Origin of the sequence: Alkalimonas sp. NCh-2, from assembly GCF_039631345.1 — a bacterium.
In the GTDB taxonomy this organism is placed as follows: domain Bacteria; phylum Pseudomonadota; class Gammaproteobacteria; order Enterobacterales; family Alteromonadaceae; genus Alkalimonas; species Alkalimonas mucilaginosa.
In genome coordinates this window covers 717,973-744,512 of record NZ_JBDIUV010000002.1, presented here as the reverse complement: position 1 = coordinate 744,512, position 26,540 = coordinate 717,973, and the positions used below count along the sequence as shown (strand labels likewise).

Genomic DNA, 26,540 nt, shown 5'->3' with positions numbered 1-26,540 from the left:
TGGTCTTTATCAACTGATTATACCGCTGTCAGCAAAAGCTGACAGCGCAAATGTGACCTTTTTCTGACTTTAGTTCAATAAAGCCCGCATCGCCTGCTGCAGACCATCCAATGTCAGTGGATACATGCGCTTTGTCATGATGCGCTGGATCTGGCCAATCGACTGATAATGCGGCCACCAGGCCTCAGGTTGCGGGTTCAGCCAGACGGCTTTGGGGTACTGAGCCAGCAAGCGCCTTAACCAGACTTCGCCGGCCTCTTCGTTGTAATGCTCAACACTACCGCCGGGCCAGGCAATTTCATAAGGGCCCATAGTGGCATCACCGACAAAGATGAGCTTGTAATCCGAGCCGTAGGTGTGGATCAAATCCAATACACTGGTCTGCTGCTCACGCCGGCGTTGATTGTGTTTCCAAACACCTTCGTACACACAGTTGTGAAAGTAAAAAAACTCCAACTGCTTAAACTCGGCTCGCGCCGCGGCAAACAGCTGCTCGCATTCCTGAATATAATCATCCATCGAGCCGCCAACGTCAAAAAACAACAGCACCTTGATGGCGTTGTGCCGCTCTGGCTGCCACTGCAAATCCAGCCAACCGCCCTGCTGCGAGGTAGCACGGATGGTTTCCGGCAAATCCAGCTCCTGACTGGCGCCGCTGCGGGCAAAACGACGCAGTTGCCGTAACGCCAGCTTGATGGAGCGGTTATTGAGCTCGGCATCACCATCCAGATCACGAAACTCACGCTTGTCCCAGACTTTAACCGCCCGTCTGGCACCCGAGCGGTCCTGACCAATTCGGATCCCCTCCGGATTGTAGCCATAGGCACCAAAGGGTGAGGTGCCGCCGGTACCAATCCATTTGTTACCACCGGCATGACGTTTTTGCTGCTCGGCTAAACGCTCTTTAAATTGCTTGAGCAACTCATCCAGACTGCCAAGGCCTTTCAGCGCCTCTTTTTGAGCCTCAGTCAACTGGCGGATCACATCCGGCTTTAGCCAGTCGTCAGGGATTTTGCTGGCAATATCGACGGCAGCAACACCTTCGAAGTACTCGGCAAAAGCCCGGTCGAACTTGTCGTAGTTGCGCTCATCCTTCACCAGCACCAGCCGTGCCAGGTAATAAAAGCCTTCGGTATCGGCAAACACCACCTGCTTATCCAGTGCTGCCAGCAGATCCAGCAACTCAGTAAGGCTGACGCTCAGGCCATGCTTGCGCAGCGTTTGGAAAAACTGGATCAGCATCAGCGGCGACGCGCCATAAAGGCCAGTTTTTCTACCAGGGCGACATCCTGCTCATTTTTCAGCAAGGCGCCAAACATCGGCATTAAACCGCCTTTTTGTTGTTTGTCTTGCAGTACTTCGACCGGGATATCTTCCGCCAGCAGTAACTTTAACCAGTCCAACAGCTCGGAGGTGGACGGCTTCTTTTTCAGGTTGGGCAATTCACGCAGTTCAAAGAATACTTCCAGCGCTGTGCTCAGCAGCTGTTGTTGAATGTTCGGGAAATGCACCCCAACGATCTCCCTCAGCAGCGCTGCATCCGGAAAGCGGATGTAATGGAAAAAACAGCGACGCAGAAATGCATCCGGCAGTTCTTTTTCGTTATTCGAGGTAATGATCACGATGGGTCGTTGTTTGGCGGCGACTTCCTCACCAGTCTCGTGTACGTAAAATGCCATCCGATCCAACTCATACAACAAGTCATTGGGAAACTCGATATCGGCTTTGTCGATTTCATCGATCAGCAACACCGGCCGCTGTTCTGCGGTAAAGGCCAGCCACAGCTTGCCGGGTCGAATGTAGTTGCTGATGTCCTGCACCTTATCACTGCCAAGCTGGCTATCACGCAACCGCGAGACGGCATCGTACTCGTACAGACCATGCTGGGCTTTGGTGGTGGATTTAATCGGCCAGCTGATAAGCTCAGCTCCCAGGGCCTCGGCCAGCTCTTCCGCCAGGCGGGTTTTGCCGGTACCCGGCTCGCCTTTGATTAACAGGGGCTTTTCCAGTGTAACCGCCGCATTGACCGCCAGTGCCAACTCATCGGAAACGATATAGTGTTCGGTACTTTGAAACGACATAATGGATCCTTTTTGCAACCTGCTGCTACTTTACCTTTTGCCTGCAGGTCATACCAGCATCAGCCATAAAAAACCATGAATGTTGCTTCATTTTAACGAAACTTCAACTATACTGCCTGTTGTATCCTGGTCACGGAAGGCAAGGTCTGTCTGTTTCGCTGTCTGTCCTCTGCGTATTCTCCGTTGTATTCCTTAAGAATGGAGCTGCACGATGAGACTGCGTATTTCCCCCAGAAACATGCTCACATCCAATAAAGATGGTGAGTCTTTCCTGCCACTTGGCGAGTACACCAGCAAAAAACGCCTGACCCGCAAGGATTTGCGCTTTATTCAACGGCAGTCTGCCGAGCGAAACCGAAAGAAAGGAATTTGGGGTACGCTGGGCAGTTGGGACCATCAGCCCTTTCTGCTGAAAGGCACCCTTTTATGCTCATCCCACGGCAGTGTGGCATCCTCTGTCGCCCATTCTGGCGAATCCACCTTACAGGAAATTCAGGCCATCCGCGAAGGACGGCCTCAGTACCTGAATCAACCAGGTCAGCCAGACAGCGAGCCTGTGATCGAGCGTTACCTGAGCCTGGAACAAGTCACACTTCCCGACTGCGGCCAGGGCTTTACCGCAGATGAAATTCCGATGTTACGGCTTACCGTTTTTGTAGCAGCCGACGAGGGTGCGCTGGTGTTTTACCAACGGATGTCGAAAAAGAAAAAAGGCGACATGTTGGCCGACCCAACCGATACCAGCATTGAATATCTGCTCCCGGAGCCTACCGACGATCAGCATCAGTGCCACCAGCGTGACCGTTTGCATTACCGTATACCGGCTTATCCGGCAACCGGGCTGGTACTCAGCGAGGAAGGTGGTGCTCTCCCTCCCCGTCTGTCTACTCAGACTGATGACGACATCGCAGCAACCAAGCTGGTTCTCAAGGTGCTTATTTTTAAACGGCAAAACAGCACCTCTGCAGATATCCTGCGCCGGGTAGCCGACCGGGTTGGGTTGGTAAAACACAATCTGCTACTCTGGCAAAACCAGCAGCAAGGCTATTACTTTACTGATGTAACCGCTGAAGATATTGATTTTGATCGCAAAACACTGCTGCTACTGCATGGCACCTTTTCCTCAACCCGGGGTACTTATGGCAATCTGTTTGAAAAACCAGTAGCGGGCAGCAACCAGGTGTTTCTGGAGCAGTTGCTTGCCCAAACAGACTTTGAGCAAATTCTGGCATTTGATCACGATACCTTGTTCTCAACGCTGGAACAAAATGCCGCTCAATTGCAAGACATCCTTGGCAAGCGTTGTTTCAGCCAGCCTGTCACCGCACTGGGCTTTTCACGTGGGGCTTTGCTGCTGAAGTACCTGGCAGTCCACTGCCCCAACCTGAATATTCAGCATGGCGTTACTGTTGCAGCGGCAAACGAGGTTGGCTATCTAACGCTCCCCCGCACTTTGGCAACCTTTTGCAGTGCCATGCGCCTGTTAACCCTTGGCAGTGCACCTCTTACCATGCTGAACGCCCTGGCTCAGCATTCCGAGCGCGCCTTACAGCAATTACCGGGCCTGCAGATGATGAGCAAACTGAACACAGAAAATCAGGCGCTACGCGCGCAAGGACCGCTCACTACTACTCTGGTCACTGTATCCGGTACCTTCGATAGCAGTTTAATCCGTGAGCAACGCTTGCTACGGCGGATTGGTGCGCGCACCTTGCATGCTTTGATCTCTGCGCTTCTGGTATCCTGGCGCCATGACTGGGTAGTGACGGAAACAGCACAACAAATCATAGCTCCCTGTCAGCCCCATCCGGTAAAACAACCAACTCAGGTAAAAAGTCGGCATACCTCGTATTTTGGCCAACAGCTCTCAGAGAGTGATTTATTCAATGCCCTGTATCCCTAAAGTGCTCAAGAGCCCGCACTATGCTCCTGACTTGCGGGCATTTCAGTACTCAGGCTATGGCCAAACAGCTATAACTTATAGCAAAACGCTTCTTTGCTTTTGGCCGTCCAGGCGTTAATTTAGGTTAAATTCTGCTAGGAAACTGGAGTCTTCGTAATGGCAAATATTTTTGATGACAACTCGTTGTCGATCGGCCGTACCCCGCTGGTCAAACTGAATCGTGTCACTGGCGGCAAAGTGTTCGCTAAAATTGAAGCGCGCAATCCAAGCTTTAGCGTCAAATGCCGGATTGGTGCTGCTATGATTTGGGATGCCGAGCAAAAAGGCTTACTGGGTGAAGGCAAAGAGTTGATCGAGCCGACCTCTGGTAATACAGGTATTGCGCTGGCATTCGTTGCTGCCAGCCGAGGTTACAAACTCACCCTGACCATGCCGGCGACCATGAGCCTGGAGCGCCGCAAGTTGCTAAAAGCGCTGGGGGCTAATCTGGTGCTGACCGAAGGCCCTAAAGGCATGAAAGGTGCTATTGAAAAAGCAAAAGAAATTCAGGCCTCCAACCCGGAAAAGTACGTACTGCTGCAGCAGTTCGACAACCCGGCCAACCCGCAAATTCACTTTGAGACCACAGGCCCGGAAATCTGGAACGACACCGATGGCAAAATTGATGTCTTTGTAGCGGGTGTCGGCACCGGTGGCACCATTACCGGGGTAAGCCGCTTTATCAAACTGGAGAAAAAACATCCACTTATTAGCGTAGCGGTAGAGCCAACCGACTCACCAGTTATCACCCAGCAGCGCGCCGGTGAAGAGCTAAAACCAGGACCACACAAAATTCAGGGCATCGGTGCCGGTTTTATCCCGGGCAACCTGGATCTTGAGATGATCGACCGGGTTGAGCTGGTCAGCAACGACGACGCCATTGCTATGGCCCACCGCTTAATGAAAGAGGAAGGTATTTTAGCTGGTATCTCTTCCGGCGCCGCAGTGGTTGCCGCAAACCGCTTGGCCGAATTGCCAGAGTTTGCCGATAAAAACATTGTGGTTATTTTACCAAGCTCAGCAGAGCGCTATCTCTCTAGCCCACTGTTTGCCGATGTCTTTACCGAACAAGAGCTGCAAGCCTAAGCTGCGGTTTATTGCAAAGGTCGCTTCGGCGGCCTTTTTTTCTGCCTGTGTTTCGCCTTAAATAAAGTTGCTACTTTACAGATTGGCTTTCAAAGCCCAAACTTGAGTTCTGAATGCTATTTAAAAGTCTTACCAACCATGCTAATACGCTTATTACTTGCATCCATGCTGTTACTGCTTTTTACTGCTTGCTCTGAGCAAAATGAGGCTTTATCCGGCACCTTTCACGCACCTGAGCATGCCGCTGCAGAGTTCTTTGACGCCATTTACAACAAAAATGATTTAGAGCTGGCAAAAAGCTTAAGCACACCTGAGCTGGCCGAATTAATGGCGCATTACGCCACACCGCGGCAGGTAGCCCGGACTTTGATCAATATGTCGTACGATGAAGTCACTATTAATGTCAATCGGGCCGGACAAAACCTGCGCGAACAATACGGCAATGAAACCGATGTGATGCTGGTGTTCAGCGGCCCTTTTGATGGTCGTATTGTCAATGAAATGCGGGTAGTCCGGATGGTGCGGGTACGGGGCCGTTGGCTGGTAGCCGAAATTAAAAATGATCCTTTCAGCAGAGGCCACAGCTAACAGCTGCGGCCTTCACCATTACTTTTTCCGGAAAAACTGCTGCACCGCTTGCTGGCAGGCATCACTTTGCAGCAGTTGCTGGAACTCATTGAGCTCTTCCCGCAAGGTATAATGCAGTGCTTCTTGCTGATTGGCTTTGAGCAAACGTTTGCTGCTTTGGATTGCCTGAGTTGGCATGGCAGCCAACTGGTGCGCTTTTGCTAACGCAAAAGCCAGCAACTCACTGGCCGGCAGCAAGCGATTGACCAGTCCCATCCGCTCGGCAGCAATGCCATCAAAGGGTTCGGCCAACAACAGGTATTCACAAGCCCGGTGGTAGCCTATCAATTGTGGCAATAACAAACTGGATGCGGCTTCCGGACAAAGCCCAAGCTTGGTAAAGGGCAACTGAAAGCGGGTATCTGCAGTTGCATACACCAGTTCACAGTGCAGTAAAGCTGTGGTACCAATCCCAATGGCCAAACCTGCCACCGCTGCCACAACCGGCTTCGGAAATTCAGCCAGTTGATACAAAAACCGAACCGTCGGATGTTGCTGGTTCAGCTCACCGCCCCCCATAAAATCCTGCAAATCATTGCCAGCTGTAAAGCAATCGTCCTGGCCTTGCAACAACACTACCTTGACTTGTTCATCAACAGCAGCCTGCTTGAGCGCATCGGCCAGTTGCTGATACATCAGCAGGTTCAGTGCATTCTTTTTATCCGGGCGCTGCAATGTGAGGCAAAGTACGCCATCTTGCAGTTGTTGTTCCACGCCTGCCATTCGTCGTTCCTTTTCTTTAATGTCCAAGTACCTGTCCTTCACGGCGCGGATCGGCTCCACCTTGCAAGCCAGCATCCAACAGCACGATGCCATGCAAGCCACTGTTTAAGTCGATGATCCGCACCTGATGCCCCATTTGCTCCAGGGCCGATTGATGCTGTGCGATAGCAGTGCCTTTTTCCAAAGCCAGAAAATCATTACGGTGCGTTACCCGGGGTAAATTAATGGCCGACTGAATATCCAGTTGCCAGTCAATCAGTGCAACCAAAGTCTGGGCAACATAGTTGATAATGCGGCTACCACCCGGTGAGCCAAGCACAATACGCAAACTGCCATCACCATCAAACACCATCACGGGGGACATGGATGAACGGGGTCGTTTGCCACCCTGAACCCGATTCGCCACCAGCTCACCGTCCAGCTCTGGTGCCAATGAAAAATCGGTCAGTTGATTATTCAACAAGTAGCCATTCACCATCAAGCCGGAACCAAATACATTTTCAATGCTGGAGGTCATGCTAACGGCATTGCCATTGGCATCGACGATGGAAAAGTGAGTCGTATTGCTAAGCTCCGGACTTAAACTGCTACTCCGCGCCAAATTTGCAACGGGCTGCCCCGGCCTTACTTCAGACAAGGCTTTATCGGGCTGAATCAGCGCACTTCTCGCAGCCAGGTAGCTCGGCTCTATCAACTGCTGGGTCGGTACCTCGATAAAATCGGTATCAGCCACATAGTGATCACGATCCACGAAAGCAAGCTGCGATGCCAGAGCAAACAAATGGATGGCCTCAATGCTATCCGGAGCCAACTGGTCTAACTCAAAACGTTCCAATAAACCAAGAATTTGTACCACAGCGATGCCACCCGAGCTTGGCGGCGGCATGCCACAGATGGTGTAACTGCGATACGAGCCACAAACAGGATCACGCTCGACCGCCTGATAGGCCGCTAAATCGGTGACAGCCAAAGTTCCTGCATTGACAGGTGCTTGCTGCACCGTCTCGGCGATGGCAGCTGCATTCCCGCCCTGATAAAAGGCGTTAGGCCCATGCTCCGCCACCTGCCGTAAAATATCGGCATAAGCCTGATTGGTAATCACAGTGCCAGCTTGCAGCGGCTTTCCATCCGGATAAAAATACGCGCTGGCTGCAGGGCTATGCTGAATGCCCTGATTCCAACCGACTGCCAATTGCCGGGCCATCCGATCAGACACCGGAAAGCCGTCACTTGCCAGTTGAATGGCATCCTCAAACAGCTGCTCCCAGGCTAAAGTGCCATAGCGCTGATGTGCCTGGTGCATGGCCGCAAATAAACCGGGCACGCCAACAGACTTGCCTCCCACATAGGCCTCTCGCCAGGGCATGGCGTTATCGCCTTGCATAAACAACTGCTCGGTGGCGGCTTTGGGTGCAGTTTCACGGCCATCAAAGGTGGTCATCTGCTGCTTTGTCTGATCCCAATGCAAAATAAAAGCTCCGCCACCTATGCCGGAGCTTTGGGCTTCCACCAAGCCCAGCACCAGTTGCACAGCTATCGCTGCATCGATGGCACTGCCGCCTTGTTGCAATACCCGAATTCCGGCCTGGGTAGCCAGAGGGTGAGCTGCTGACACCATAAAACGCTCAGCCTGCACCAGTTGTTGCTGATAGTAACCCGTTGCTGCTTCAGGCTCACGATCAGCCTGTACCGGCACAGACGCCAGTACCAGCTGTGAACTGCACAAAAGATAAAGTGATGGAATAAGAAACTTCATAAGAACCTACTACTGCAAGCTGTACCGAACTTAACCCTACCCAGAAGCGACCTAAAGATCAATCCAGATTCTTCATGACAGAACAAAAGACTCTGGCTAGACTAGCCGGATGCAAAATATTTCCTTATTACACCGACGCCCTTCCCGGCTGTCCTTGCTGACCGCAGCTAGCTTCCTGCTAAGCCTGGTGCTGCTGCTATGGCTGCCAGATCACTGGGTGGACCGGTTCAACTATCAACCGGCAGCACTGCGGCATGGCGAGTGGTGGCGCCTACTCACAGCCAATCTGTTGCACACCAATCACTGGCACTTACTACTTAACCTGGCCGGGCTCAGCTTGCTATGGCTATTGCACGGCCAGCACTTTAACAGCAATCGTTATTTGCTGTGGCTCTTGCTGGCCGGGGTTCTAACCAATTTGCTGCTGTTGCTCACCATGCCAGAGCTTGATCGCATGGTAGGCCTGTCCGGTGCTTTGCATGCCATGGTGGTGCTGGGTGCTCTGGCCGATATCCGGCGTAAAGATCGCACCGGCTGGCTCCTGCTGCTGTTGGTATTGGCAAAAGTTGGGCATGAACAGTTGCAGGGTGCAGATAGCCAACTGGCCGATTTGATTGCAGCCCAGGTCGCCGTCGATGCCCACCTGGCCGGTGTTGTGGCAGCTATGCTGTTGTTTCCGGCCTGGTACTGGCGCAGCAAAAAAAAATCCACTGCCTGAGCAGTGGATCAGAGAGCGGGTTTTAGTCACTTAACTGCTGCCACCAGTCAGGCTGATCTTTTAGATGCTTATCGAACCAGGCCAACAGATGATCCCACCAGACATAGCGCTTTTCACGATCAATAATGTGGTGATCTTCGCCTGGGATCTCAACCAGTGCTACTTCACGCCCCAGCAATTTCAATGCTGTAAACATTTGCTGTGATTCACCAGCCGGCACATTAACATCGGAATCGCCAGTGATCAGCAGCAATGGCGTCGTGATTTTATCAGCCATATACAAGGGGCTCTGACCAACATAAAGCTCATGATTGTTCCAGGGAAAACTATCGCGGCTGGCAATACCTGAATACAGGAACCCCCACCAGCCCTGCCCCCAGTACGAGCTGAGAGCACTGATGCCGGCATGGGAAATGGATGCAGCAAAGAGATCGGTTTGTGTGGCCAGATACATGGTCATAAAACCACCGTAGGACGCGCCAATATTGCCCAGCCGTTTGCCATCCACAAAATCATGCTCGGCGACAAAACGTTCGGTGGCATAGATAATGTCATCGGCGGTGTATTTACCCCAGGCATTTACATGCAACGCCGAAAAGCGCTGACCATAGCCAATAGTCCCGCGTGGCTGCACTACATAGACAATGTAGCCATTGGCAGCCCAATGATGAAACGGGTAGCGACCGGTAAACTGGCGATTCACCGTAGTCGTGCCACCATAGTAATACACGATGGTTGGGTATTTGTTACCGGCGTCAAAATCCGGCGGCAGATAATAACGGCCTTCAATGCGGTCACCTTGCGGATTCTCGACATGGAAATCGCGCACCTCACCAAGTTGCGTATGCTGGTACAAGGCAGTACTGCTATGCAGCACAGTGGCGCGGCGCTGACCAGGCCTGACCAGCTCAAGTTGCTGCGGTGTCGCCACACCAGAGCCAACAGCCAACACAGTGGCTCCCCGGTCATTGGCCAGTTCAAACCGTTCAATCACATCCAGAGATAACGCCAGCTTCTGAAAGCGTTGCCGGTTGGTATCTACGTTGTACAGTGCTGAGCGGTCGCCTTCGTTGATCAGAGCAATAACCTGGCCACGTGCATTCACCGCAACAGAACTAATGGCAGGGTTAAAGTCCTTCGACAAGGGCTGAATATGGCCGCCATCTGCATCCATCAGATACAACTGACCATCGTAATCATTGGCAATGTAATCCTCCGACGGCAAGTTAACTCCTGCGCCAGCGGCAAAGTTCGGGCCGGCAACAACCAGCAGTTGATTCCGGTGGTATTGCACCTGGTTCAGATGCTGAAAAGTACCAATTTCGCGGCTTTGCAGGCTGGTTAAATCCAGCTCAAACAAAGCTGTGCTGGCATGCGGTGCAGCAGTACGGTCATTGACTCTTTGGGTATAGAGCAAAGCCTTACCATCAGGCCGCACATCGCTTAAGGTGCTGCTGTTGGCATCGGTGGTAAGGGCTCGTACCAGGCCGCTGGCGATGTCCAGTTGAAACAGACGGCTGGTATCACGGTAGCCACGCCAGCGATCTTCCAGTGCGCGGTACATTTTAGCTTTGGCTTGCTGCAGACTGGTATCCGGCTCTGTCCATTGCAACAAAATGCTGTTGCTATCTGGAGCCCAACGATATTGGCCCAGACCGCTTTGGTTTTCCAACAAAGAACGCAATTCACCGGTGTTCAGGTTCATCAGCCACAGCGTATTGTTGGCGATGTAACTTAGCCACTGATTGTCCGGGCTAAAAGCGGCCCGGCTTAACACCTGGCCGCTCCAGCTATGCTGCACCTGGTTGCGGCTGACGTCGCGCAGCTCCGTCCGTTGCAGTTGTACGTCACTTACATCCGAGCGGCCACTAAAACTCAGCAACATCCAATTGGTATCCGGCGATAATGCTAGCTGCGTGATGGTTTCGGCATTGGTTAACTGACGATTGTTCACCGGCTCTTGTGCCGCCAAACGAAACTGAGCCTGAACCTCATTCTGGCTGGTCAGTTGCAGTTGCACATCGTCTTGCGCATCGCGACCATCGGTAAAAAGGATTAACTGCTGCCAGCCTGTTGCCAAAGCAAGCTCGGTACTGACGCCATTTTTTGGCTGAAAATTCAGGTACAGCTGAGGGGCTTGCAAACCTGAGATCTCCAGTTTGCCTTTTAAAAAAGCATCGTGTTGCAGTTGAACAAACCAAACACCAGGGCCGGCCTCGGCAGCTTCAGTCGGTGTCAACTGCCGCCATTGCAAACGCTGCCCAAACAGCTCGACTGAACGACCAGCTACGGGGATGGGCTGACGCTCCAGCAAACGCAGTACTTGCTGGCGCTGCTGTTTCGCTTTGCCGCTTTGCTGCAACTGCTCGGAGGCAAAAGCTGGCAAAGGACCAAGAAATAGCACCTGCTCTGCTTTCACAGTCTGGGGAGCGGCCAGTGCGCCAAATGGCAGCACCAGCAACAACAGGGCAAAGGTACAGAGGATTCGTATCATGGCGTTTGATTCTCATCTTATGGAAAAAACAATGCAATGCTATGCTAACAAGCAGCCTGCTGGCTCACAATGCCGTGAAGATAAAAGGGGTGATGATTGCGACCAGCGTTGGAGTGCGACCAGCTCGCATTAAAAGTCAGCCTCAGCCGTAAAGGTTAAGGCTTTCTGGCTTACCGGATGAAACAATGTCAGTGTCGCTGCATGCAGCAACAGGCGATCGCTTTGCGCCTGAACTGCTTTAGGCGCGTAAAATGGGTCGCCCAGGATCGGATGACCGTACGCCGCTGTATGCAATCGCAACTGATGGGATCGCCCGGTTACAGGGTGCAGCCGGATTCGGCTGCAATCCATATCCGCCTGATAAGACAGCAATTCAAAATCGGTAACTGAAGCCTTGCCTGCCGGGCAAACTTTGTAACGTGGCCGGTTTTCAGCATCCGGAGCTATTGGTAAATCAATCCGGCCATGTGCTTGCCGCCACTGACCAGCAACGACTGCCAGATAACTCTTTTTGACCACTCGGGCCTGAAATTGCTTACTAATGGCTGATAACGCTGCAGGATGCAGCGGTAATACCAACAGCCCACTGGTGTCATAATCCAGCCGGTGCACCACGGCAGCTGTTGGAAATTCTTGTTGTACCCGCTTGATCAAGCAATCCTGATTGTCCGGATGTCGGCCTGGTACGGTCAATAATTTGCATGGTTTGTTCACCACCAACAGGTGCTCATCCTGAAACAGCAACTGGTATGCTTGATGGGTGGCGGGAAGAACAGCAAGATCGGTGGCAGCAGGCGTCATAAGGCATCATCAAAAAAATAGCGGCATCAGCCGCTATTATTGCAAAAGTAAGCGCATTTAGAAATCATGCAGCTTTTTAAAAGTCGTATTTCGCCATAAACTGCAGCCGGTTTAAATCGCCATCGACGCCTGATTCCAGTTTACGGGTGGCATGACGGAATTCCAGACCAAATTGCAAATGCCGTGATGCCTGGTAAATCATGTTGGCCGCCAGGCTTTCGGTGCTCTTGGTAGCCCCAACCCCCGTCAGGTCAGTATCATTATCTACCCGTAAAGTGGCATAAATCAGGTTGGTACGCCAGTGCGCATCCCAAACATGGCGGTAAGCGGCAGTAAAACCAGTTGATTTAATAGCGTGTAATTCGCCATTGGCATCCAGCACAGCTCCATTGGATGTGTTTAAACCAATGTAGCGGCCTAAGCCTTTGCCGGTATTCAACGTAAAGCGAATATCATTGGTATCGGACACCATCACTTTACCAGTCACCGATACACCATACCCCATCACGCTGTCGTCAATTTGCAAGGCTCTGTCCTCATACGCCAATTGCCGTACTAAACCTGATACCGACAGACTGCCCCAGTCCCCTTTGTGATTGTAACGTGCCACCAGATCCGGCATGGTATTGTCATCGCTGACGATACGTGTCCCGCCTAAGTGTGGAGTAATGGTACTTTCCGGATTTTCAATGGCAAACTGGAAGTTGCCATGGGTGTAACGAATTTGCGGCTGTCGCACGAAAATCTGACCATCGGTATTACCAACAAAGTCGACGCTTTCCGGCAAAGAGGTCAGGTCCATAAAGGTGGACCAGGTCTGGCCAAACAACCATTTGTCGTAGGTAAAAAATGCATGGCGGATCCCAGGCGAATAGCCATTGGAAATACGCTGATCCCCCCCTGGAGTCGACATCATATCAAACTCCAATCGCCCACCGATGGTTTTACCATTCTCAAGTTTGGTTTGGGTGGTAAAGAAGAACCGCGACTGGCGGGCATGCATATCAAACTTTGTGCTTTCGCCTTCCCCTGCCACAGGCGTGAGTGAAGGAATATAAAAATCCCGACCTATACCAGTGGCCAGATTGCCGTCCGGTGTATCGTTCAGCATTACATCCAGCTTCACAAAACCACCAAAACTGATGTCGGTATTGCCTACGGTAAAAGATGCCTGGGCCTGGCTCAAGCCAAGCGTCATACTTGCTGCCAGTAAGGTACAGGCAAAAGGTAGTTGTTTCATGCGGTGCTCCCTGGTTTTCTTGTCTTATTGGTGCGATTGTTTTCTGAGCTATTTACCATGGCTAAGGTTGGTTCAGGGCTTCTCATTCTGCAATTAGCCTTTAGTCGCATCAACTGCTAAAGTCGTTACAACCATTTTTTGCCGCATTCTAGCCTGAATCTCAACAAGCTAGACAATGGTCTAATTTCTTTCCGCGCTGTTATTGGTTAGAACATAAGTTCTTTATTTTTGATTAGAAAACTAATGGGGACACAGTTATGACACAGCCGAGTCTTTACCCGGTTCCAGCGGCCGCCGAAGCACGCTGTTTGATTGATAACGAAGCCTATCAGCGGATGTATCAACAGTCGGTGCAGGATCCGCAGTCGTTCTGGGCTGAGCATGGTAAGCGCATCGACTGGTTCACACCCTACACCAAGGTGAAAAATACCAGCTACCAGCCAGGCAACATCAGTATCAAATGGTTTGAAGACGGCGTACTAAATGCCAGTTACAACTGCCTGGATCGTCACCTGCCACACAAAGCCAACGACATCGCCTATTTCTGGGAAGGGGATGAGCCAGGCGTACAAAAGAATGTTAGCTACCAGGAGCTGTACGAGCAAGTTTGTCAGTTGGCTAATGGCATGAAATCTCTTGGTGTGGTGAAAGGTGACAGAGTTACCATCTACATGCCAATGATCCCGGAAGCTGTAGTGGCTATCTTGGCCTGTGCCCGGATTGGCGCTGTGCACTCTGTAGTCTTTGCGGGTTTCTCCCCCGATGCATTGGGCAGCCGGATCCAGGACTGTGATTCCAAACTGGTGATTACTTCCGATCAGGCCCCGCGGGGCAGCCGCTTAACTCCGCTGAAAGACAATACCGACCAGGCTTTGGCGCATCTGGGTAAAGCCAGCCCCGTGCAACATGTGATTGTAGTAAAGCATGTAGGCGACAACATTGATGAGCACCCAGGCCGTGATGTCTGGTACCACGAGCTGCTGGCCAAACAGTCGAAACACTGTGAGCCAGAACCAATGAGTGCTGAAGACCCACTCTTTATACTCTACACCTCGGGTTCTACCGGCAAACCAAAGGGGGTGTTGCACACCACTGGTGGTTACATGGTCTGGGCTTCAATGACCCATCAGTATGTCTTTGATTACCACCCCGGCGATATTTACTGGTGTGCAGCCGATGTCGGTTGGGTCACTGGCCACACGTACATTGTCTATGGCCCATTGGCCAATGGTGCCAGCAGTGTGCTGTTTGAAGGGGTTCCAACCTATCCATCGGTGAAACGGATGGCACAAATTATTGACAAATATCAGGTCAATATTCTGTACACTGCCCCTACCGCGATCCGGGCGCTGATGGCACATGGTGAGGCGCCAGTTGCAGGTGCCCAACTCAATTCATTACGTACCTTAGGCAGTGTGGGTGAACCCATTAACCCCGAAGCCTGGAGCTGGTACCATGAAAAGTTTGGTCATGGCAATTGCCCTATTGTCGATACCTGGTGGCAAACAGAGACAGGAGGTATCCTGATCACGCCTCTGCCCGGCGCCACTGCATTAAAGCCGGGCTCTGCTACCCGACCATTCTTTGGCGTAAAACCTGCCATTGTCGATAACGAAGGTAAACTGCAAGAAGGAGCAGCCGAAGGTAATCTGGTGATCCTGGATAGCTGGCCAGGCCAGATGCGCACAGTCTTTGGTGATCATGAGCGTTTTGAGCAAACCTATTTCAGCACCTACAAAGGCACCTACTTTACCGGTGATGGTGCCCGCCGTGATGAAGATGGCTATTATTGGCTAACCGGCCGGGTTGACGATGTACTGAACATTTCAGGTCATCGTCTGGGTACTGCTGAGATTGAAAGCTGCCTGGTGGCCCACGATGCCATCGCCGAAGCGGCCGTGGTCGGCTACCCACATGACATCAAGGGCCAGGGCATTTATGTGTATGTCACGCCACGCGTTGGTGTTGAACCTTCCGACGATCTAACCAAAGCAGTCCGCGCCTGGGTACGGCAGGAAATATCGCCTATCGCTTCACCTGATATTATCCAGTGGGCTCCTCAGGGCTTACCAAAAACGCGCTCAGGTAAAATCATGCGCCGTATCTTGCGTAAGATTGCAGCCAATGAACACGACCAGTTGGGTGATATTTCCACTCTGGCCGATCCATCAGTAGTTGATCAATTGATTGAAAACAGGTTAAATCGTTAACAGGGACAGTCCGTTGTCTCACGCTGTATACATCAAGGCCGCATTTTGCGGCCTTTGGTTCTATACTAAGCCGAAGAAAATACAATAATAAAGACGAGGAAGCATGGCCAAATTGATCGTGGCAGACGACCACCCCCTGTTTCGCAATGCGCTGATCAATGCCATCAGCAATACCTTCAGTACCAAAGCAACCATCGAAACCGACTCTTTTGAATCGACTTGCCAGGCACTGGAACAACATCCCGACACCGACTTGCTGTTGCTGGATTTGCATATGCCCGGTAACTGTGGCTTTCTAGGCCTGATCCAGCTGCGCAAGAACTACCCTACGTTACCTATCGTAGTGATTTCCGCCAGTGAAGAGCTGGATGTGGTGAAACGGGTGATTTCCTTTGGCGCTTCGGCCTATATCCCAAAATCTGCCAATCCGGCACAAATCAGCGACGCCTTAAAAGAAGTGCTGGCGGGTGAGCTTTGGGTACCAGCCTCCATGCAAAAGGCTTTGCAAGAGCAGGAAAGTCAGGGCGAAGATTTGGACTTAGCCGCCCGGGTTGCACAGCTGACGAATCAGCAATACAAGGTGTTGTACTACCTGACGGAAGGCTGGCTTAATAAACAAATTGCCTACGATTTAGCTATTTCTGAAGCAACCGTCAAAGCCCATATCACAGCGATTTTTCGCAAACTGGGTTGTACCAACCGTACCCAGGTCGTGATCCAAGCTCAGCGCTTAACGCTCGAACCACCGGTGAATAAGGCATTGTCCGGCCATGAGCACGATTGACTCGCCCTGCATTGCTTGTTGCAAGCTGGATACACACAAAGTGTGCATCGGTTGCTACCGGCATATTACTGAAATTGCCAACTGGAACCGAAAAACCGCTGCAGAACTCAACGATATTATGCAACGAGTGGCCGAGCGAAAGCAGCAGTATGCCAGCCTGAACCACAACGATATAGCGACCACAGCCATTACCCAGGCGGAATGGCAGGCCGCCAAAGTCAAGGCCCGCTTAAGCTAAACCCGGGCCAAATCCTGCTGCACTGGCTGCAGCTGTTTCAGCAGCATCGCGTGCTGCAACGACTGTTGCAGCGGCAGCTTCACTTTCAGTTGATAACAAGCTCCGGGGGCTAACAGCAAGTCGTGGTTTTGCTGATCGCGCAGCGCCTCAAGCACAAAGGCTTGATTGCCCAGCGGGCTCATCAGCACCAGTTGATCGCCAACGGCAAACTGGTTTTTAACCTCCACCAGAGCAAAACCGTCCGCATCGGCCTCCCCAATAAACTCACCGACCAGTTGCTGTTGCCCGACACTGTGGCTGGTCTGGTAGTTTTGCAGCTCTTGCGGCAGGTGACGGCGTAAAAAGCCTTCGGTAAAACCGCGATTGGCCATGCCATCGAGCTCCTGCAGCAAGCTGGCATCGAAGGCTTTGCCAGCCCCCGCATCGTCAATGGCCCGGCGGTACACCTGAGCGGTGCGGGCAACATAATAGGGCGACTTGGTGCGGCCTTCGATTTTCAGTGACTGCACCCCCATCTCGGTCAGGGCTTTAACATGGGCAATAGCGCGCAAATCTTTCGAGTTTAAGATGTAACTGCCATGCTCGTCTTCTTCCATCGCCATCAGCTCACCGGGGCGGCCTTGTTCTTCAATCAACACCGGCTCACTGACCGGCTGGTTTTGAACAGGGGTAAACTGGCCGACCGCATCTTCGGTAGCCGGATGCACCTGATAGCTCCAGCGGCAGGCATTGGTGCAGGTGCCCTGGTTTGGGTCGCGTTTATTGATGTAACCGGATAACAGGCAACGACCAGAATAGGCCATGCACAAGGCACCGTGCACAAAGACTTCCAGCTCCATCTCGGGTACCTGGCGACGAATTTCCGCAATCTCTTCCACCGCCAGCTCGCGCGATAAAATCACCCGCTCCACGCCTTGCGCCTGCCAAAATTTGACCGCGGCCCAGTTCACCGTATTGGCCTGCACCGACAAATGCAGTGGCATCTTAGGAAAGTGCTGCTTTAGCAGGTAAATCACGCCGGGATCCGATACGATCAGCGCATCCGGCTCCAGCGCCACCACCGGCGCCATGTCCTCGACAAAACGCGTCAGCTTGCTGTTGTGCGGCGCAATATTGACCACCACATAGAACTTCTTACCGAGCTGATGCGCTTCACCAATGCCAGTGGCCAGGGTGGGCAAGTCAAATTCGTTGTTGCGCACCCGCAAACTAAAACGCGGCTGGCCGGCGTAGACTGCATCGGCGCCATAGGCAAAGGCCAGCCGCATGGCTTTTAAACTGCCGGCTGGCGAGAGCAACTCAGGGGCAACCCCCTCAGACACAGACTGATCGGATACAGACAAGGACACAGCAAGACTCCGGAAAAAAATAACCACCGCATGGTAATGATTTTTTTCGGTGTCATCTTGATCCAGCACAACAAAGCCACAGGTTCACCAGTCAGGCCGCCTGCTCTTTCGCCTGCAAGGCGGTTGGCAGCTGCAGCCTGGCTTGTTGCTGCCGGTAACGCAAGGCCACCTGGCCAATGATGATCAAACAAGGCGTACTCAGGCTGGCGGCAACTGCTGCGGCCGATTGCAGATCCGTTAACTGGATCTGCTGCTGTGGCCGGCAGCCCTGCTGCACCAGAAGCACCGGCCAGTCGGCCGCTAAACCATGCTGTTGCAGTTGCTGGCTGATCTCGCCCAAAGCGGCCGTACCCATGTAAAACACCAGCGTCTGATTGGGCGCGCTTAAATCGGCCCAATCCTGACTGGTGGCCGAGTGTTGATCGACCGCACTGATAAAGCGCAGCTGCTGTGCCTGGCCCCGCTCCGTTAGCGGAATACCGGCCGCAGCAGCGCAACCGGAAGCTGCGCTGATGCCAGGTACCAGTTGATACGCAATGCCCGCCTGCACCAGCGCATCCAGCTCTTCGCCCAGCCGGGCAAAGATCGCCGGGTCGCCGCCTTTTAACCGCAGTACCCGCAGCCCCTGCCGCGCATAGTGCACCAGCAATTCACCGATGCGCTGCTGGCTGACGCTGTGCTGGCCACACTTTTTTCCAACATCAATGCGCCGGCACTTTGCCGGCAGCAATGCCATCACTTCGTCACTGACCAGCCGATCGTACAGTACCACCTCGGCCTGCTCCATCAGCCGCACGGCGCGAAGCGTCAGCAAATCGGCAGCACCGGGGCCGGCCCCTACCAGGGCGACTTCACCGGCGGCAAAGGCTTGATTGAATCGCATCATCTTTTTCTCCTTCCTACATCAGTAGGATTAACTAGCAACCGCCAGGCGGCTGTGCTGGCGCAACAAGGCGGTTAATTCCGGAATACAAGAGCCGCAATTGGTACCGCAGCGCAGTTTTTGCCCCAGACTGTCCAGGCACTGCTGGCCAGCCTCGATAGCCTGACAGATCCGGGCTTCACGCACCTGAAAGCAGCTGCAGATCACTGCGCTGTTATCTGTGTCGCGGTTATCGGCAGCACAGGCCTGCAACAGCTGGGGCCGCTGCTCTGCAACAACGTCAGTGGCAAATTGCTGATCCAGCCAGGCAAGATCGGCCTTGGGCTTTTGCGCTGACCACAGCAGCAGCCACTGCAATGCATCGCCATCAAAACCGGCGGCCCGCACCTCGCCACTGTCCGACTGATAGCTGTACAGACTGGCTTTTAACCCCAGCTGCGCCAGCCAGCTATCCGCCCAGAGCAACTCGGTATCCGGCACATCCGCCAGCTGATAACACTGGGCATGAGCCAGTGGCTGGCGGGCAAAGTAATGCCCGGCCAACTGCTGGTGCTGCTGCTTTGTCAGCGGCTGACGGCATAGCAGCAGCGCCTGCCAACGACTTCGCAGCGGGCGAACTGCCACCTGGCTCAGCTTCAGCGCGGGCTGGCCGGACAGCGGATCCACCCGGGCAACAAAGAGCACATCGCAGCGGCCATGGCTGCTGTACTGAGCGGTCCAGTGCATCGGCACAAACAGCTCGCCGCGTCGCTGGGCAGCTGTTAACTCTGCCCGAGCCAGCATCCGGCCCTGCGCATTGTTCAGCTGCACCAAGTCGGCGGCTTTAATCGACAGCAAGGCCGCATCATCCGGATGCAAACAGACAAAAGGTTCGGCTTTTTGCTGCATCAGCTGTGGGATCTGGCCGGTTCGGGTCATGCTGTGCCACTGATCGCGGATACGACCACTGTTCAGCAACCAGGGATGATTCGCTTCCTGAACGAAAGATGGCAAAGCCACCTGTCGTACCGGCAGCAGCTGCGCCCGGCCATTGGCGGTAAAAAAGCGGCCATCGGCAAACAGCCGGGCGCAACCTGCCGGATACTCGCGATTGACCGGCCACTGCACCGGCAACAAGGCCTGATAGGCTTCAGCAGACAGGCCCTGCAACCCGGAGATATCAAAGGCCCGGCGCTGGCACTGGGCCCGTTCGCTGCTGCTTTCTATTTGCTCAGGGCTGTTTTCTTCTCGCTCAGGGCTGCTGTTCATATGCTCAGCGCCATTGCACCAGGCGGATAATGCCGCATGTTCGGCAAAAATATCGGCCGGCTGTTGGTAAGAAAAATCCCTGGCAAAGCCCATCGCCGCAGCGACCTCGGACAAAATCTGCCAATCGGCTTTGGCCTGGCCCGGCGCTTTGAGCACAGCACGCTGACGGGAAATACGCCGCTCAGAATTGGTGACGGTGCCGTCTTTTTCACTCCAGCCGGCAGCCGGCAACTGAATATCAGCCAGCTGCACGGTATCGCTGCTGTGGTAGATATCCGATGCAATCACCAGCGGGCACTGCAGCAAGGCCTGTCGCACCGCATCGGCATCCGGCATGCTGACCACAGGATTGGTGCCAATGATCCAAATCGCCTTGATGTCGCCGCGCTGCACGGCCTGAAACAGCTCCACCGCCTTGTAACCAGGCTGGGTCACCAAAGCCGGAGCCTGCCAAAAAGCGCCCACAGCAGCAATTTGCTCCGGCACCGAGTAATCGATATGGGACGCCAGCTGGTTGGCCAGGCCGCCCACTTCCCGCCCACCCATGGCATTGGGTTGGCCGGTCAGTGACAGCGGGCCGGCCCCCGGCTTGCCAATACGGCCGGTGGCCAGATGCACATTGAGAATGGCATTGACTTTATCGGTGCCATCCACCGCCTGATTCACGCCCTGCGAATACAGCGTCAGGCTGCGGTTTTCATTGGCGAACCACTGATAAAAGCGCAGCACATCGGCCAGCGGCAGATCGCAAACGCGGGCCACCCACTCCGGCTTCACCGCATCCAGTCGGGCACTGCTTAAAGTCGCAGCCAGCCCATCGCAGTGGGCCTGAAGATAGGTCATATCCAGCTGCTGTTGCTCAGCCAGATAGCACAGCAAGCCATTGAATAGCATCACATCGGTGCCAGGGCGAATGGCCAGATGCAGATCCGCCTCTTCGCAACTGGCCTGATGGCGGGGATCGATCACCACCAGCCGGCTTTTTGGCTGCTGCTTGAGCACCGCCTGAATCCGCTGAAACAACACCGGATGGTTCCAGGCCATATTGGCCCCCACCAGCACAAACAGACGGGCCTGTTCAATGTCGTCGTAGCAGCCCGGCACCACATCGGCACCAAAAGCCCGCTTGTGCCCGGCCACGGTCGAGGCCATGCAGAGCCGGGAGTTGGTATCAACATGCGGACTGCCAATAAAGCCTTTCATCAGCTTGTTGGCAACGTAATAATCTTCTGTCAGCAGTTGGCCAGATAAGTACATCGCCACCGATTGCGGGCCATGCCGGGCAATGGTTTGCTGCAAGCGCGTGGCCACCGCCTGGGTTGCCACCGGCCAGCTTTGTGGCGCACCATCCACCACCGGCTGCAGCAGTCGCTCCTGCTGGCTCAGGCTTTGGCCCAGTGCACTGCCTTTGACACAGAGCCGGCCGAAGTTGGCTGGATGGTCGGGATCGCCCTGCACTGTTATGCTGGTTTCGCTGACCTCTCTGTTTTCACTGGCAGCTCTGTTTTCCCTGGCTTCGCTGGCCTGCTGCGACTGGATCAGCACACCACAGCCCACGCCGCAATAAGGACAAGTGCTCGCTGTTGCCATCATCTACTCCAAAAGCGACTGCAAAAAAAGCGCCCGCCGATCAGCCGGATTTTTGGGGTCCGGTCATCGTGCGAGCGCCATTGCTCATTCGTTCATAAGTTGTGGCTTAGCACAGCAAATGCTATGCCAGGCAGTTTAACTGATGAAAAATCAATGCATTATATTTTATGCCTCAGCAAGCAAAACCGCACAGCTGCCTTAAAGCTGTGCAGCTTGCACCAGCACTGAGCAAGCGAACAGTGCCCGATGCTGCGCCAGGTGCTGTGAAAACCAGGCCAAAGCCATGGCCCATCGAACAATTAGCAGGTTGGAACAGCTCTTGCTATGACCCATCACCATGAAGATCACAGGATGCAGCCTCAGGGTGGAACGCGCAGAATTATCCGTTATGCTGGTAGACGATGAAACCGAGCGGGCTCAGTTGCTGGAGCAGGCGCTGCAGCAGCATGGTTACCAGGTGATCTGCCGGCTAACCAGCACCGCAGCACTGCGTCATCATGTCGAGCGCTTGCAACCCGATATGATCATTATTGATATGGACTCGCCGGACCGGGATACGCTGGAGCACATGGCGGTGATCAGCCAGCACAACCCCAAACCCATCGTATTTTTTGCCGAGCAGGATCAGGACCCAGACAATATCCGCTTAGCCATTCAGGCAGGCGTCAGCGCCTACATTGTCGATGGGCTCACGCCGAAACGGGTCAAACCCATTCTGGATGTCGCCATCGCCCGCTTTCACGAATTTCAGCAACTGCGACAACAGCTGGCCAGCAGTCAGACGGCTTTGGCCGAGCAACAACTGCTGGAAAAAGCCAAGCGGCTGCTGATCAAACACCGTGGCTGCACCGAAGCCGAAGCCTTTCAAACCCTGCGCAAGCTGGCGATGGACCGTCAGCAAAAAATGACGGAAGTAGCCCGCGATCTGATTAGCCTGATGGAGGTGCTATGACAGCCCGTTACCAAGCAGAGAAAACCAACCTGATCCTTGGCTTTGTGCCCTTGCTGGATGCGGCCCCCTTGATCGTCGCCAAAGAGCTCGGCTATTTCAGCGCCCAGGGGCTGACGGTGCAGCTGCAAGCGGAGCGCTCCTGGGCCAGTATCCGCGATAAAGTGGCCTGGGGGCTGCTGGATGGTGCCCAGATGTTGGCGCCCTTGCCACTGGCCTCGACACTGGGCTTAGGCAGTTCTGCCATTCCGATGGTCACCGGCCTGGTGCTTAGCCAGGGCGGCAACGCCATTAGCTTGTCCGAAGCGCTGTGCCAGCAATTGGATTTACCACCATCGCTCACCGGGCTCACCCCGGCAGAACTTGGCGCCCGCTTACGGCAGCATCTGCAGCAAAGCAATCGTCAACTGACGCTTGCCACTGTCTCGCCTTATTCCTGCCACCACTATCAGTTGCATTACTGGCTGCAGCTCAGTGGCATCGAACCGCGTCAGGTGAATGTGATTGGCTTAGCGCCGGCCGATATGGCCTCCCAGCTCGATGGGGGGCGTATTGATGGGTTTTGTGTCGGTGAGCCCTGGAACAGCCTGAGCCAGCAACAAGGCAGCAGTCGCATTCTGCTGAGCAGCGAGCAGCTATGGCCGCACTGCCCAGAGAAAGTCTTTGCCGTAACGGCCGACTTTGCCAGCAAGCAGCCACAGACCCATCTGGCACTCATCACCGCCTTATTGCAAGCCTGCCAATGGCTGGCAACCCCAGAGGCTGCCAGCGGCTTAACAGCCCTGTTGGCGCAACCGGCTTATTTGCCTGATTTGCTGCAGCAGATGCCAGCTGGCCCGCTGCTGAACCCTGCGATCCCCCAGGCATTTTTTGGTGACGAGCTGAATTTTCCCTGGTGCTCACAGGCCGCCTGGCTTCAGCAGCAAATGCGCCAGCTTGGCCAGTGGCAAGGCCCCATCGATCCTCAGCTGTTGCGTCAAATCTACCGCACCGATCTATACCGGCAAGCCGCCGCAGCCTTGCAGTTAACAGCCCCGGCCAGCGACTGGCGGCTGGAAGGCCAGCAAGCACCGGGTTTTGCCGGTGGGGAAATTTTTTCCATTCGCAACAACGCTAGCTACTAGTGGTTAAGGCCCCGTTCTGGTGCAAGCTGCGCAATTACAGGGCAAGCGGCATCAGGGCCATTCAACGCCACCAGGAATTAAATAAATTAAAATCAGAAACTTAACCGAAGCATCCAAACTGGCATAGCTTCTGCATTCTATCGGTAGCTCCCAACGATGGGGGCCACCACAATCAAACAACCGGCAAAGGCGCCATCGGGTTGTCTCTCACCAGAGATGCACCCCGATGGCGTTTTTTTTATGCCACAACAGCTATCAGAAGGACTGGCATTATGAAGCGTTCTTTAGTCAAGAAGGGATTGAACACCCTGCTGCTGTTCGGGCTTGGACTGAGCCTGCAGCTGTCGGCACAACCGGAAAAAGACGAATTGACCTTCGGCTTTATCAAGCTGACCGACATGGCCCCGTTGGCGGTGGCGCTGGAGCGCGGTTACTTTGAAGACGAAGGCCTTTATGTGCAGTTGGAAGCGCAATCCAACTGGCGGGTGTTGCAGGATCGGGTGATTGATGGCCAACTGGATGGCGCCCATATGCTGGCAGGTCAGGTGCTGGCATCCAGCATTGGGATTGGCGTTCAGGCCGAGCTGCAAACGTCTTTTATCATCGGCTTAAATGGCAATGCCTGCACCGTCAGCCACAGCATCTGGCAGCAAATCAGCTCTGAAGTGCCACGACGGGCCGATGGCCGGCCGGATTACCCGCTGGCCGCCAGCGTGCTGACACCGGCGCTGCAGCAGGCCGCCGAGCAAGGCCGCAAGCTGCAGTTTGGCATGGTGTTCCCGGTATCCAGCCACAACTACGAGCTGCGTTACTGGCTTGCGGCCAGCGGCATTCATCCGGGGTTTTATGATCCAGCCAGTGGCGACAACAGCGGCCAGCTCCATGCCGATGTCTTGCTATCGGTAACCCCTCCGCCGCAAATGCCCGCCACCATGGAAGCCGGCACCATTCAGGGCTATTGCGTGGGCGAGCCCTGGAACCAGCAAGCCGTGGCCCGCAATCTGGGCGTACCGCTGGTGACCAATTACGACATTCACAGCAATATGGCGGAAAAAGTTTTTGGCGTCAGCCGGCAATGGGCCGAGCAGCATCCAAAGACGCATCTGAAGGTGGTCAAAGCGCTGATCCGCGCCAGTCACTGGCTGGATGCGGAGCAAAACGCCAATCGTCAGGCCGCCGCCAGGCTGATTGCCCAACCTTTTTATGTCGGCGCTGATGCGAACATCATTGCCAACAGCATGACCGGCGTCTTCGAGTACGAAGCAGGCGATGTCCGCCAGGCACCGGATTTTAATGTGTTTTTCCGTTACCACGCCAGCTACCCCTACTACTCGGATGCCGTCTGGTACCTCAGCCAGATGCGCCGCTGGGGCCAAATTCCGCAAGCCCAGCCGGATGACTGGTATCAGCAGGTGGCGCAGCGGGTATTTCAGCCGGCCATCTACCAGCAGGCCGCGCTGGCGTTAATCGCAGACGGCAAGCTGAGCGCCAGCGACTTTCCGGATTTTAACAACGAAACCGGCTACCGGCCGCTGGATCAGGTACGCTTTATCGATCAGCAAAGCTTTGATGCCAAAGCACCCAATGCCTACCTGCGGCAGTTTGCCATCGGCCTGAGTGATGACCCCATGCCTCAGGCACAGCAAGCTCAAGCTCACAGTACCCAAGCCCAGAACGTTCAATCTAACAACGCAGGGAGTCAGCCATGAGTACCACCTTACCCAATCGCTGGTTGCGGGCCCGCAGCTGGTTGCCACAGCGCCTGAAGTTACAGCGGCTCAGTGAACAATTTGCTTTAGCCGCCGTTGGCATAGCCGCCTTTCTGCTGTGCTGGCATCTGGTCGCAGGCCAGATCCATACCTCGCTCGGCAGCTTTCCGGGTCCGCTGCAGGTGGCCGAGCAATGGTCCGGCCTGGTGGCAGAGCACCGGCAGGAAAAAGCCCGCGAAGCGGCTTTTTTCGAGCGCCAGCATCAGCGCCATGCCGCTGCCCTGGCGGAGGATCCAACGGCCGAACTGGTGCTAAGACCCTACCGCGGCCGGCCGACTTTTTTCCACCAGATCCAAACCAGCTTGCTCACTGTGCTGGCGGGTTTTGTGCTGGCATCCGCCATCGCCATCCCCACCGGCATGGTTATCGGCTTAAGCAACCGCCTCTATGCCGCCAGCAATCCGCTGATCCAGCTGTTTAAACCGGTCTCTCCGCTGGCCTGGCTGCCGCTGATCACCATTTTGGTCAGTGCCCTGTACCAAAGTGAGGATCCCTGGTTCAGCCGCTCCTTTGTGGTGTCGGTGCTGACCGTCACGCTCTGTTCGCTCTGGCCTACCCTGCTCAATACCATTGTCGGCGTCAACTCGGTATCGAGCGATCTGAACAATGTCAGCAAGGTACTGCGGCTGAACTGGTGGACCCATCTGCGTCGCATCGTGCTGCCTTCGGCCATTCCGCATATTTTCACCGGCCTGCGGCTGTCGCTCGGCATTGCCTGGATGGTGCTGATCGCCGCTGAAATGCTGGCGCAAAATCCCGGCCTTGGCAAATTTGTCTGGGATGAATTTCAAAACGGTTCGTCCGATTCCCTTAGCAGGATCTGTGTGGCAGTGCTGGTGATCGGCTTGATTGGCTTGCTGCTGGACCGGTTGATGTTGCTGCTGCAGAGCAAACTGAGTTGGGACAAAACAGCGGTATTGCGCTAATA

Annotated in this window: 21 protein-coding genes; 11 read left to right on the top strand and 10 right to left on the bottom strand. The window is 54.2% G+C overall.

The window, feature by feature from the left end; genetic code table 11:
- Positions 1-69: 69 nt before the first annotated feature.
- Together ABC502_RS08835 and ABC502_RS08830 are read right to left on the bottom strand one after the other, a co-directional pair.
- Positions 70-1,242 (bottom strand): VWA domain-containing protein, encoded by a 1,173-nt coding sequence (locus tag ABC502_RS08835; RefSeq protein ID WP_345915609.1) that lies wholly within the window; start codon positions 1,240-1,242, stop codon positions 70-72.
- The gene (locus ABC502_RS08830; RefSeq protein ID WP_345915608.1) at positions 1,242-2,081 is read right to left on the bottom strand and encodes a MoxR family ATPase; all 840 of its coding nucleotides are present in this window, start codon (positions 2,079-2,081) and stop codon (positions 1,242-1,244) included. Before ABC502_RS08830 ends, ABC502_RS08835 begins: the two co-directional genes overlap by 1 nt.
- Before the next feature lie 211 nt (positions 2,082-2,292).
- On the opposite strand from ABC502_RS08830, the gene ABC502_RS08825 reads away from it, so the two are divergent.
- From ABC502_RS08825 to ABC502_RS08815, 3 genes are all read left to right on the top strand, one after another.
- Complete coding sequence (locus ABC502_RS08825) at positions 2,293-3,984, top strand: hypothetical protein (protein WP_345915607.1); 1,692 nt, start codon at positions 2,293-2,295, stop codon at positions 3,982-3,984.
- A gap of 156 nt (positions 3,985-4,140) precedes the next feature.
- Complete coding sequence (gene cysK, locus ABC502_RS08820; protein ID WP_330089046.1) at positions 4,141-5,109, top strand: cysteine synthase A; 969 nt, start codon at positions 4,141-4,143, stop codon at positions 5,107-5,109.
- A gap of 138 nt (positions 5,110-5,247) precedes the next feature.
- On the top strand, positions 5,248-5,697 hold the full coding sequence (locus ABC502_RS08815) for a hypothetical protein (RefSeq protein ID WP_330089045.1): 450 nt from the start codon (positions 5,248-5,250) through the stop codon (positions 5,695-5,697).
- A gap of 18 nt (positions 5,698-5,715) precedes the next feature.
- Here the strand turns inward: ABC502_RS08815 and ABC502_RS08810 are convergent, their stop codons facing one another.
- Together ABC502_RS08810 and ggt are read right to left on the bottom strand one after the other, a co-directional pair.
- Positions 5,716-6,459, bottom strand: a complete 744-nt coding sequence (locus tag ABC502_RS08810) for an enoyl-CoA hydratase (RefSeq protein ID WP_345915606.1) — start codon at positions 6,457-6,459, stop codon at positions 5,716-5,718.
- A 16-nt stretch (positions 6,460-6,475) separates the two neighbouring features.
- Positions 6,476-8,215 carry a gamma-glutamyltransferase gene (gene ggt, locus ABC502_RS08805; RefSeq protein WP_345915605.1) on the bottom strand — a complete coding sequence of 580 codons (1,740 nt, stop codon included), beginning with the start codon at positions 8,213-8,215 and terminating at the stop codon, positions 6,476-6,478.
- A gap of 109 nt (positions 8,216-8,324) precedes the next feature.
- Between ggt and rrtA the strand changes: the two genes are divergently transcribed.
- Entirely contained in the window at positions 8,325-8,933 is a 609-nt protein-coding gene (rrtA, locus tag ABC502_RS08800) for a rhombosortase (RefSeq protein ID WP_330089042.1), read from the top strand.
- Positions 8,934-8,955: 22 nt separating this feature from the next.
- Here rrtA and ABC502_RS08795 read toward each other — a convergent pair whose 3' ends face one another.
- The 3 genes from ABC502_RS08795 to ABC502_RS08785 all read right to left on the bottom strand — a co-directional run bounded on the left by ABC502_RS08795 (position 8,956) and on the right by ABC502_RS08785 (position 13,468).
- A complete protein-coding gene (locus tag ABC502_RS08795; RefSeq protein ID WP_345915604.1) occupies positions 8,956-11,427 on the bottom strand; it encodes a prolyl oligopeptidase family serine peptidase in 2,472 nt (823 codons plus the stop codon).
- Positions 11,428-11,556: 129 nt separating this feature from the next.
- A complete protein-coding gene (locus ABC502_RS08790; RefSeq protein ID WP_345915603.1) occupies positions 11,557-12,228 on the bottom strand; it encodes a pseudouridine synthase in 672 nt (223 codons plus the stop codon).
- A gap of 76 nt (positions 12,229-12,304) precedes the next feature.
- Positions 12,305-13,468, bottom strand: coding sequence for a DcaP family trimeric outer membrane transporter (locus tag ABC502_RS08785; protein ID WP_345915602.1), 1,164 nt, complete (start codon positions 13,466-13,468; stop codon positions 12,305-12,307).
- A gap of 257 nt (positions 13,469-13,725) precedes the next feature.
- On the opposite strand from ABC502_RS08785, the gene acs reads away from it, so the two are divergent.
- The 3 genes from acs to ABC502_RS08770 all read left to right on the top strand — a co-directional run bounded on the left by acs (position 13,726) and on the right by ABC502_RS08770 (position 16,700).
- Positions 13,726-15,678, top strand: a complete 1,953-nt coding sequence (gene acs / locus ABC502_RS08780) for an acetate--CoA ligase (RefSeq protein WP_345915601.1) — start codon at positions 13,726-13,728, stop codon at positions 15,676-15,678.
- A 103-nt stretch (positions 15,679-15,781) separates the two neighbouring features.
- Positions 15,782-16,462, top strand: a complete 681-nt coding sequence (locus ABC502_RS08775) for a response regulator transcription factor (RefSeq protein WP_330089037.1) — start codon at positions 15,782-15,784, stop codon at positions 16,460-16,462.
- Positions 16,449-16,700 (top strand): DUF1289 domain-containing protein, encoded by a 252-nt coding sequence (locus ABC502_RS08770; protein ID WP_330089036.1) that lies wholly within the window; start codon positions 16,449-16,451, stop codon positions 16,698-16,700. Before ABC502_RS08775 ends, ABC502_RS08770 begins: the two co-directional genes overlap by 14 nt.
- On the opposite strand, the gene yegQ is transcribed toward ABC502_RS08770, so the two are convergent.
- The 3 genes from yegQ to ABC502_RS08755 all read right to left on the bottom strand — a co-directional run bounded on the left by yegQ (position 16,697) and on the right by ABC502_RS08755 (position 21,770).
- On the bottom strand, positions 16,697-18,022 hold the full coding sequence (gene yegQ, locus ABC502_RS08765; protein ID WP_345915657.1) for a tRNA 5-hydroxyuridine modification protein YegQ: 1,326 nt from the start codon (positions 18,020-18,022) through the stop codon (positions 16,697-16,699). The two genes, ABC502_RS08770 and yegQ, sit on opposite strands and share 4 nt — an antisense overlap.
- Before the next feature lie 118 nt (positions 18,023-18,140).
- Entirely contained in the window at positions 18,141-18,935 is a 795-nt protein-coding gene (cobA, locus tag ABC502_RS08760; RefSeq protein ID WP_345915600.1) for a uroporphyrinogen-III C-methyltransferase, read from the bottom strand.
- A 27-nt stretch (positions 18,936-18,962) separates the two neighbouring features.
- Positions 18,963-21,770: a nitrate reductase gene (locus ABC502_RS08755; protein WP_345915599.1), complete on the bottom strand. Its 2,808-nt coding sequence runs from the start codon at positions 21,768-21,770 to the stop codon at positions 18,963-18,965.
- Positions 21,771-22,134: 364 nt separating this feature from the next.
- Between ABC502_RS08755 and ABC502_RS08750 the strand changes: the two genes are divergently transcribed.
- From ABC502_RS08750 to ABC502_RS08735, 4 genes are all read left to right on the top strand, one after another.
- Complete coding sequence (locus ABC502_RS08750) at positions 22,135-22,722, top strand: ANTAR domain-containing protein (protein WP_345915598.1); 588 nt, start codon at positions 22,135-22,137, stop codon at positions 22,720-22,722.
- Positions 22,719-23,843 carry a CmpA/NrtA family ABC transporter substrate-binding protein gene (locus ABC502_RS08745; protein ID WP_345915597.1) on the top strand — a complete coding sequence of 375 codons (1,125 nt, stop codon included), beginning with the start codon at positions 22,719-22,721 and terminating at the stop codon, positions 23,841-23,843. Before ABC502_RS08750 ends, ABC502_RS08745 begins: the two co-directional genes overlap by 4 nt.
- A 272-nt stretch (positions 23,844-24,115) precedes the next feature.
- Positions 24,116-25,552: a CmpA/NrtA family ABC transporter substrate-binding protein gene (locus ABC502_RS08740; RefSeq protein WP_345915596.1), complete on the top strand. Its 1,437-nt coding sequence runs from the start codon at positions 24,116-24,118 to the stop codon at positions 25,550-25,552.
- Entirely contained in the window at positions 25,549-26,538 is a 990-nt protein-coding gene (locus ABC502_RS08735) for an ABC transporter permease (RefSeq protein ID WP_345915595.1), read from the top strand. The genes ABC502_RS08740 and ABC502_RS08735 overlap by 4 nt, the downstream gene beginning before the upstream one ends.
- Positions 26,539-26,540 lie beyond the last annotated feature (2 nt).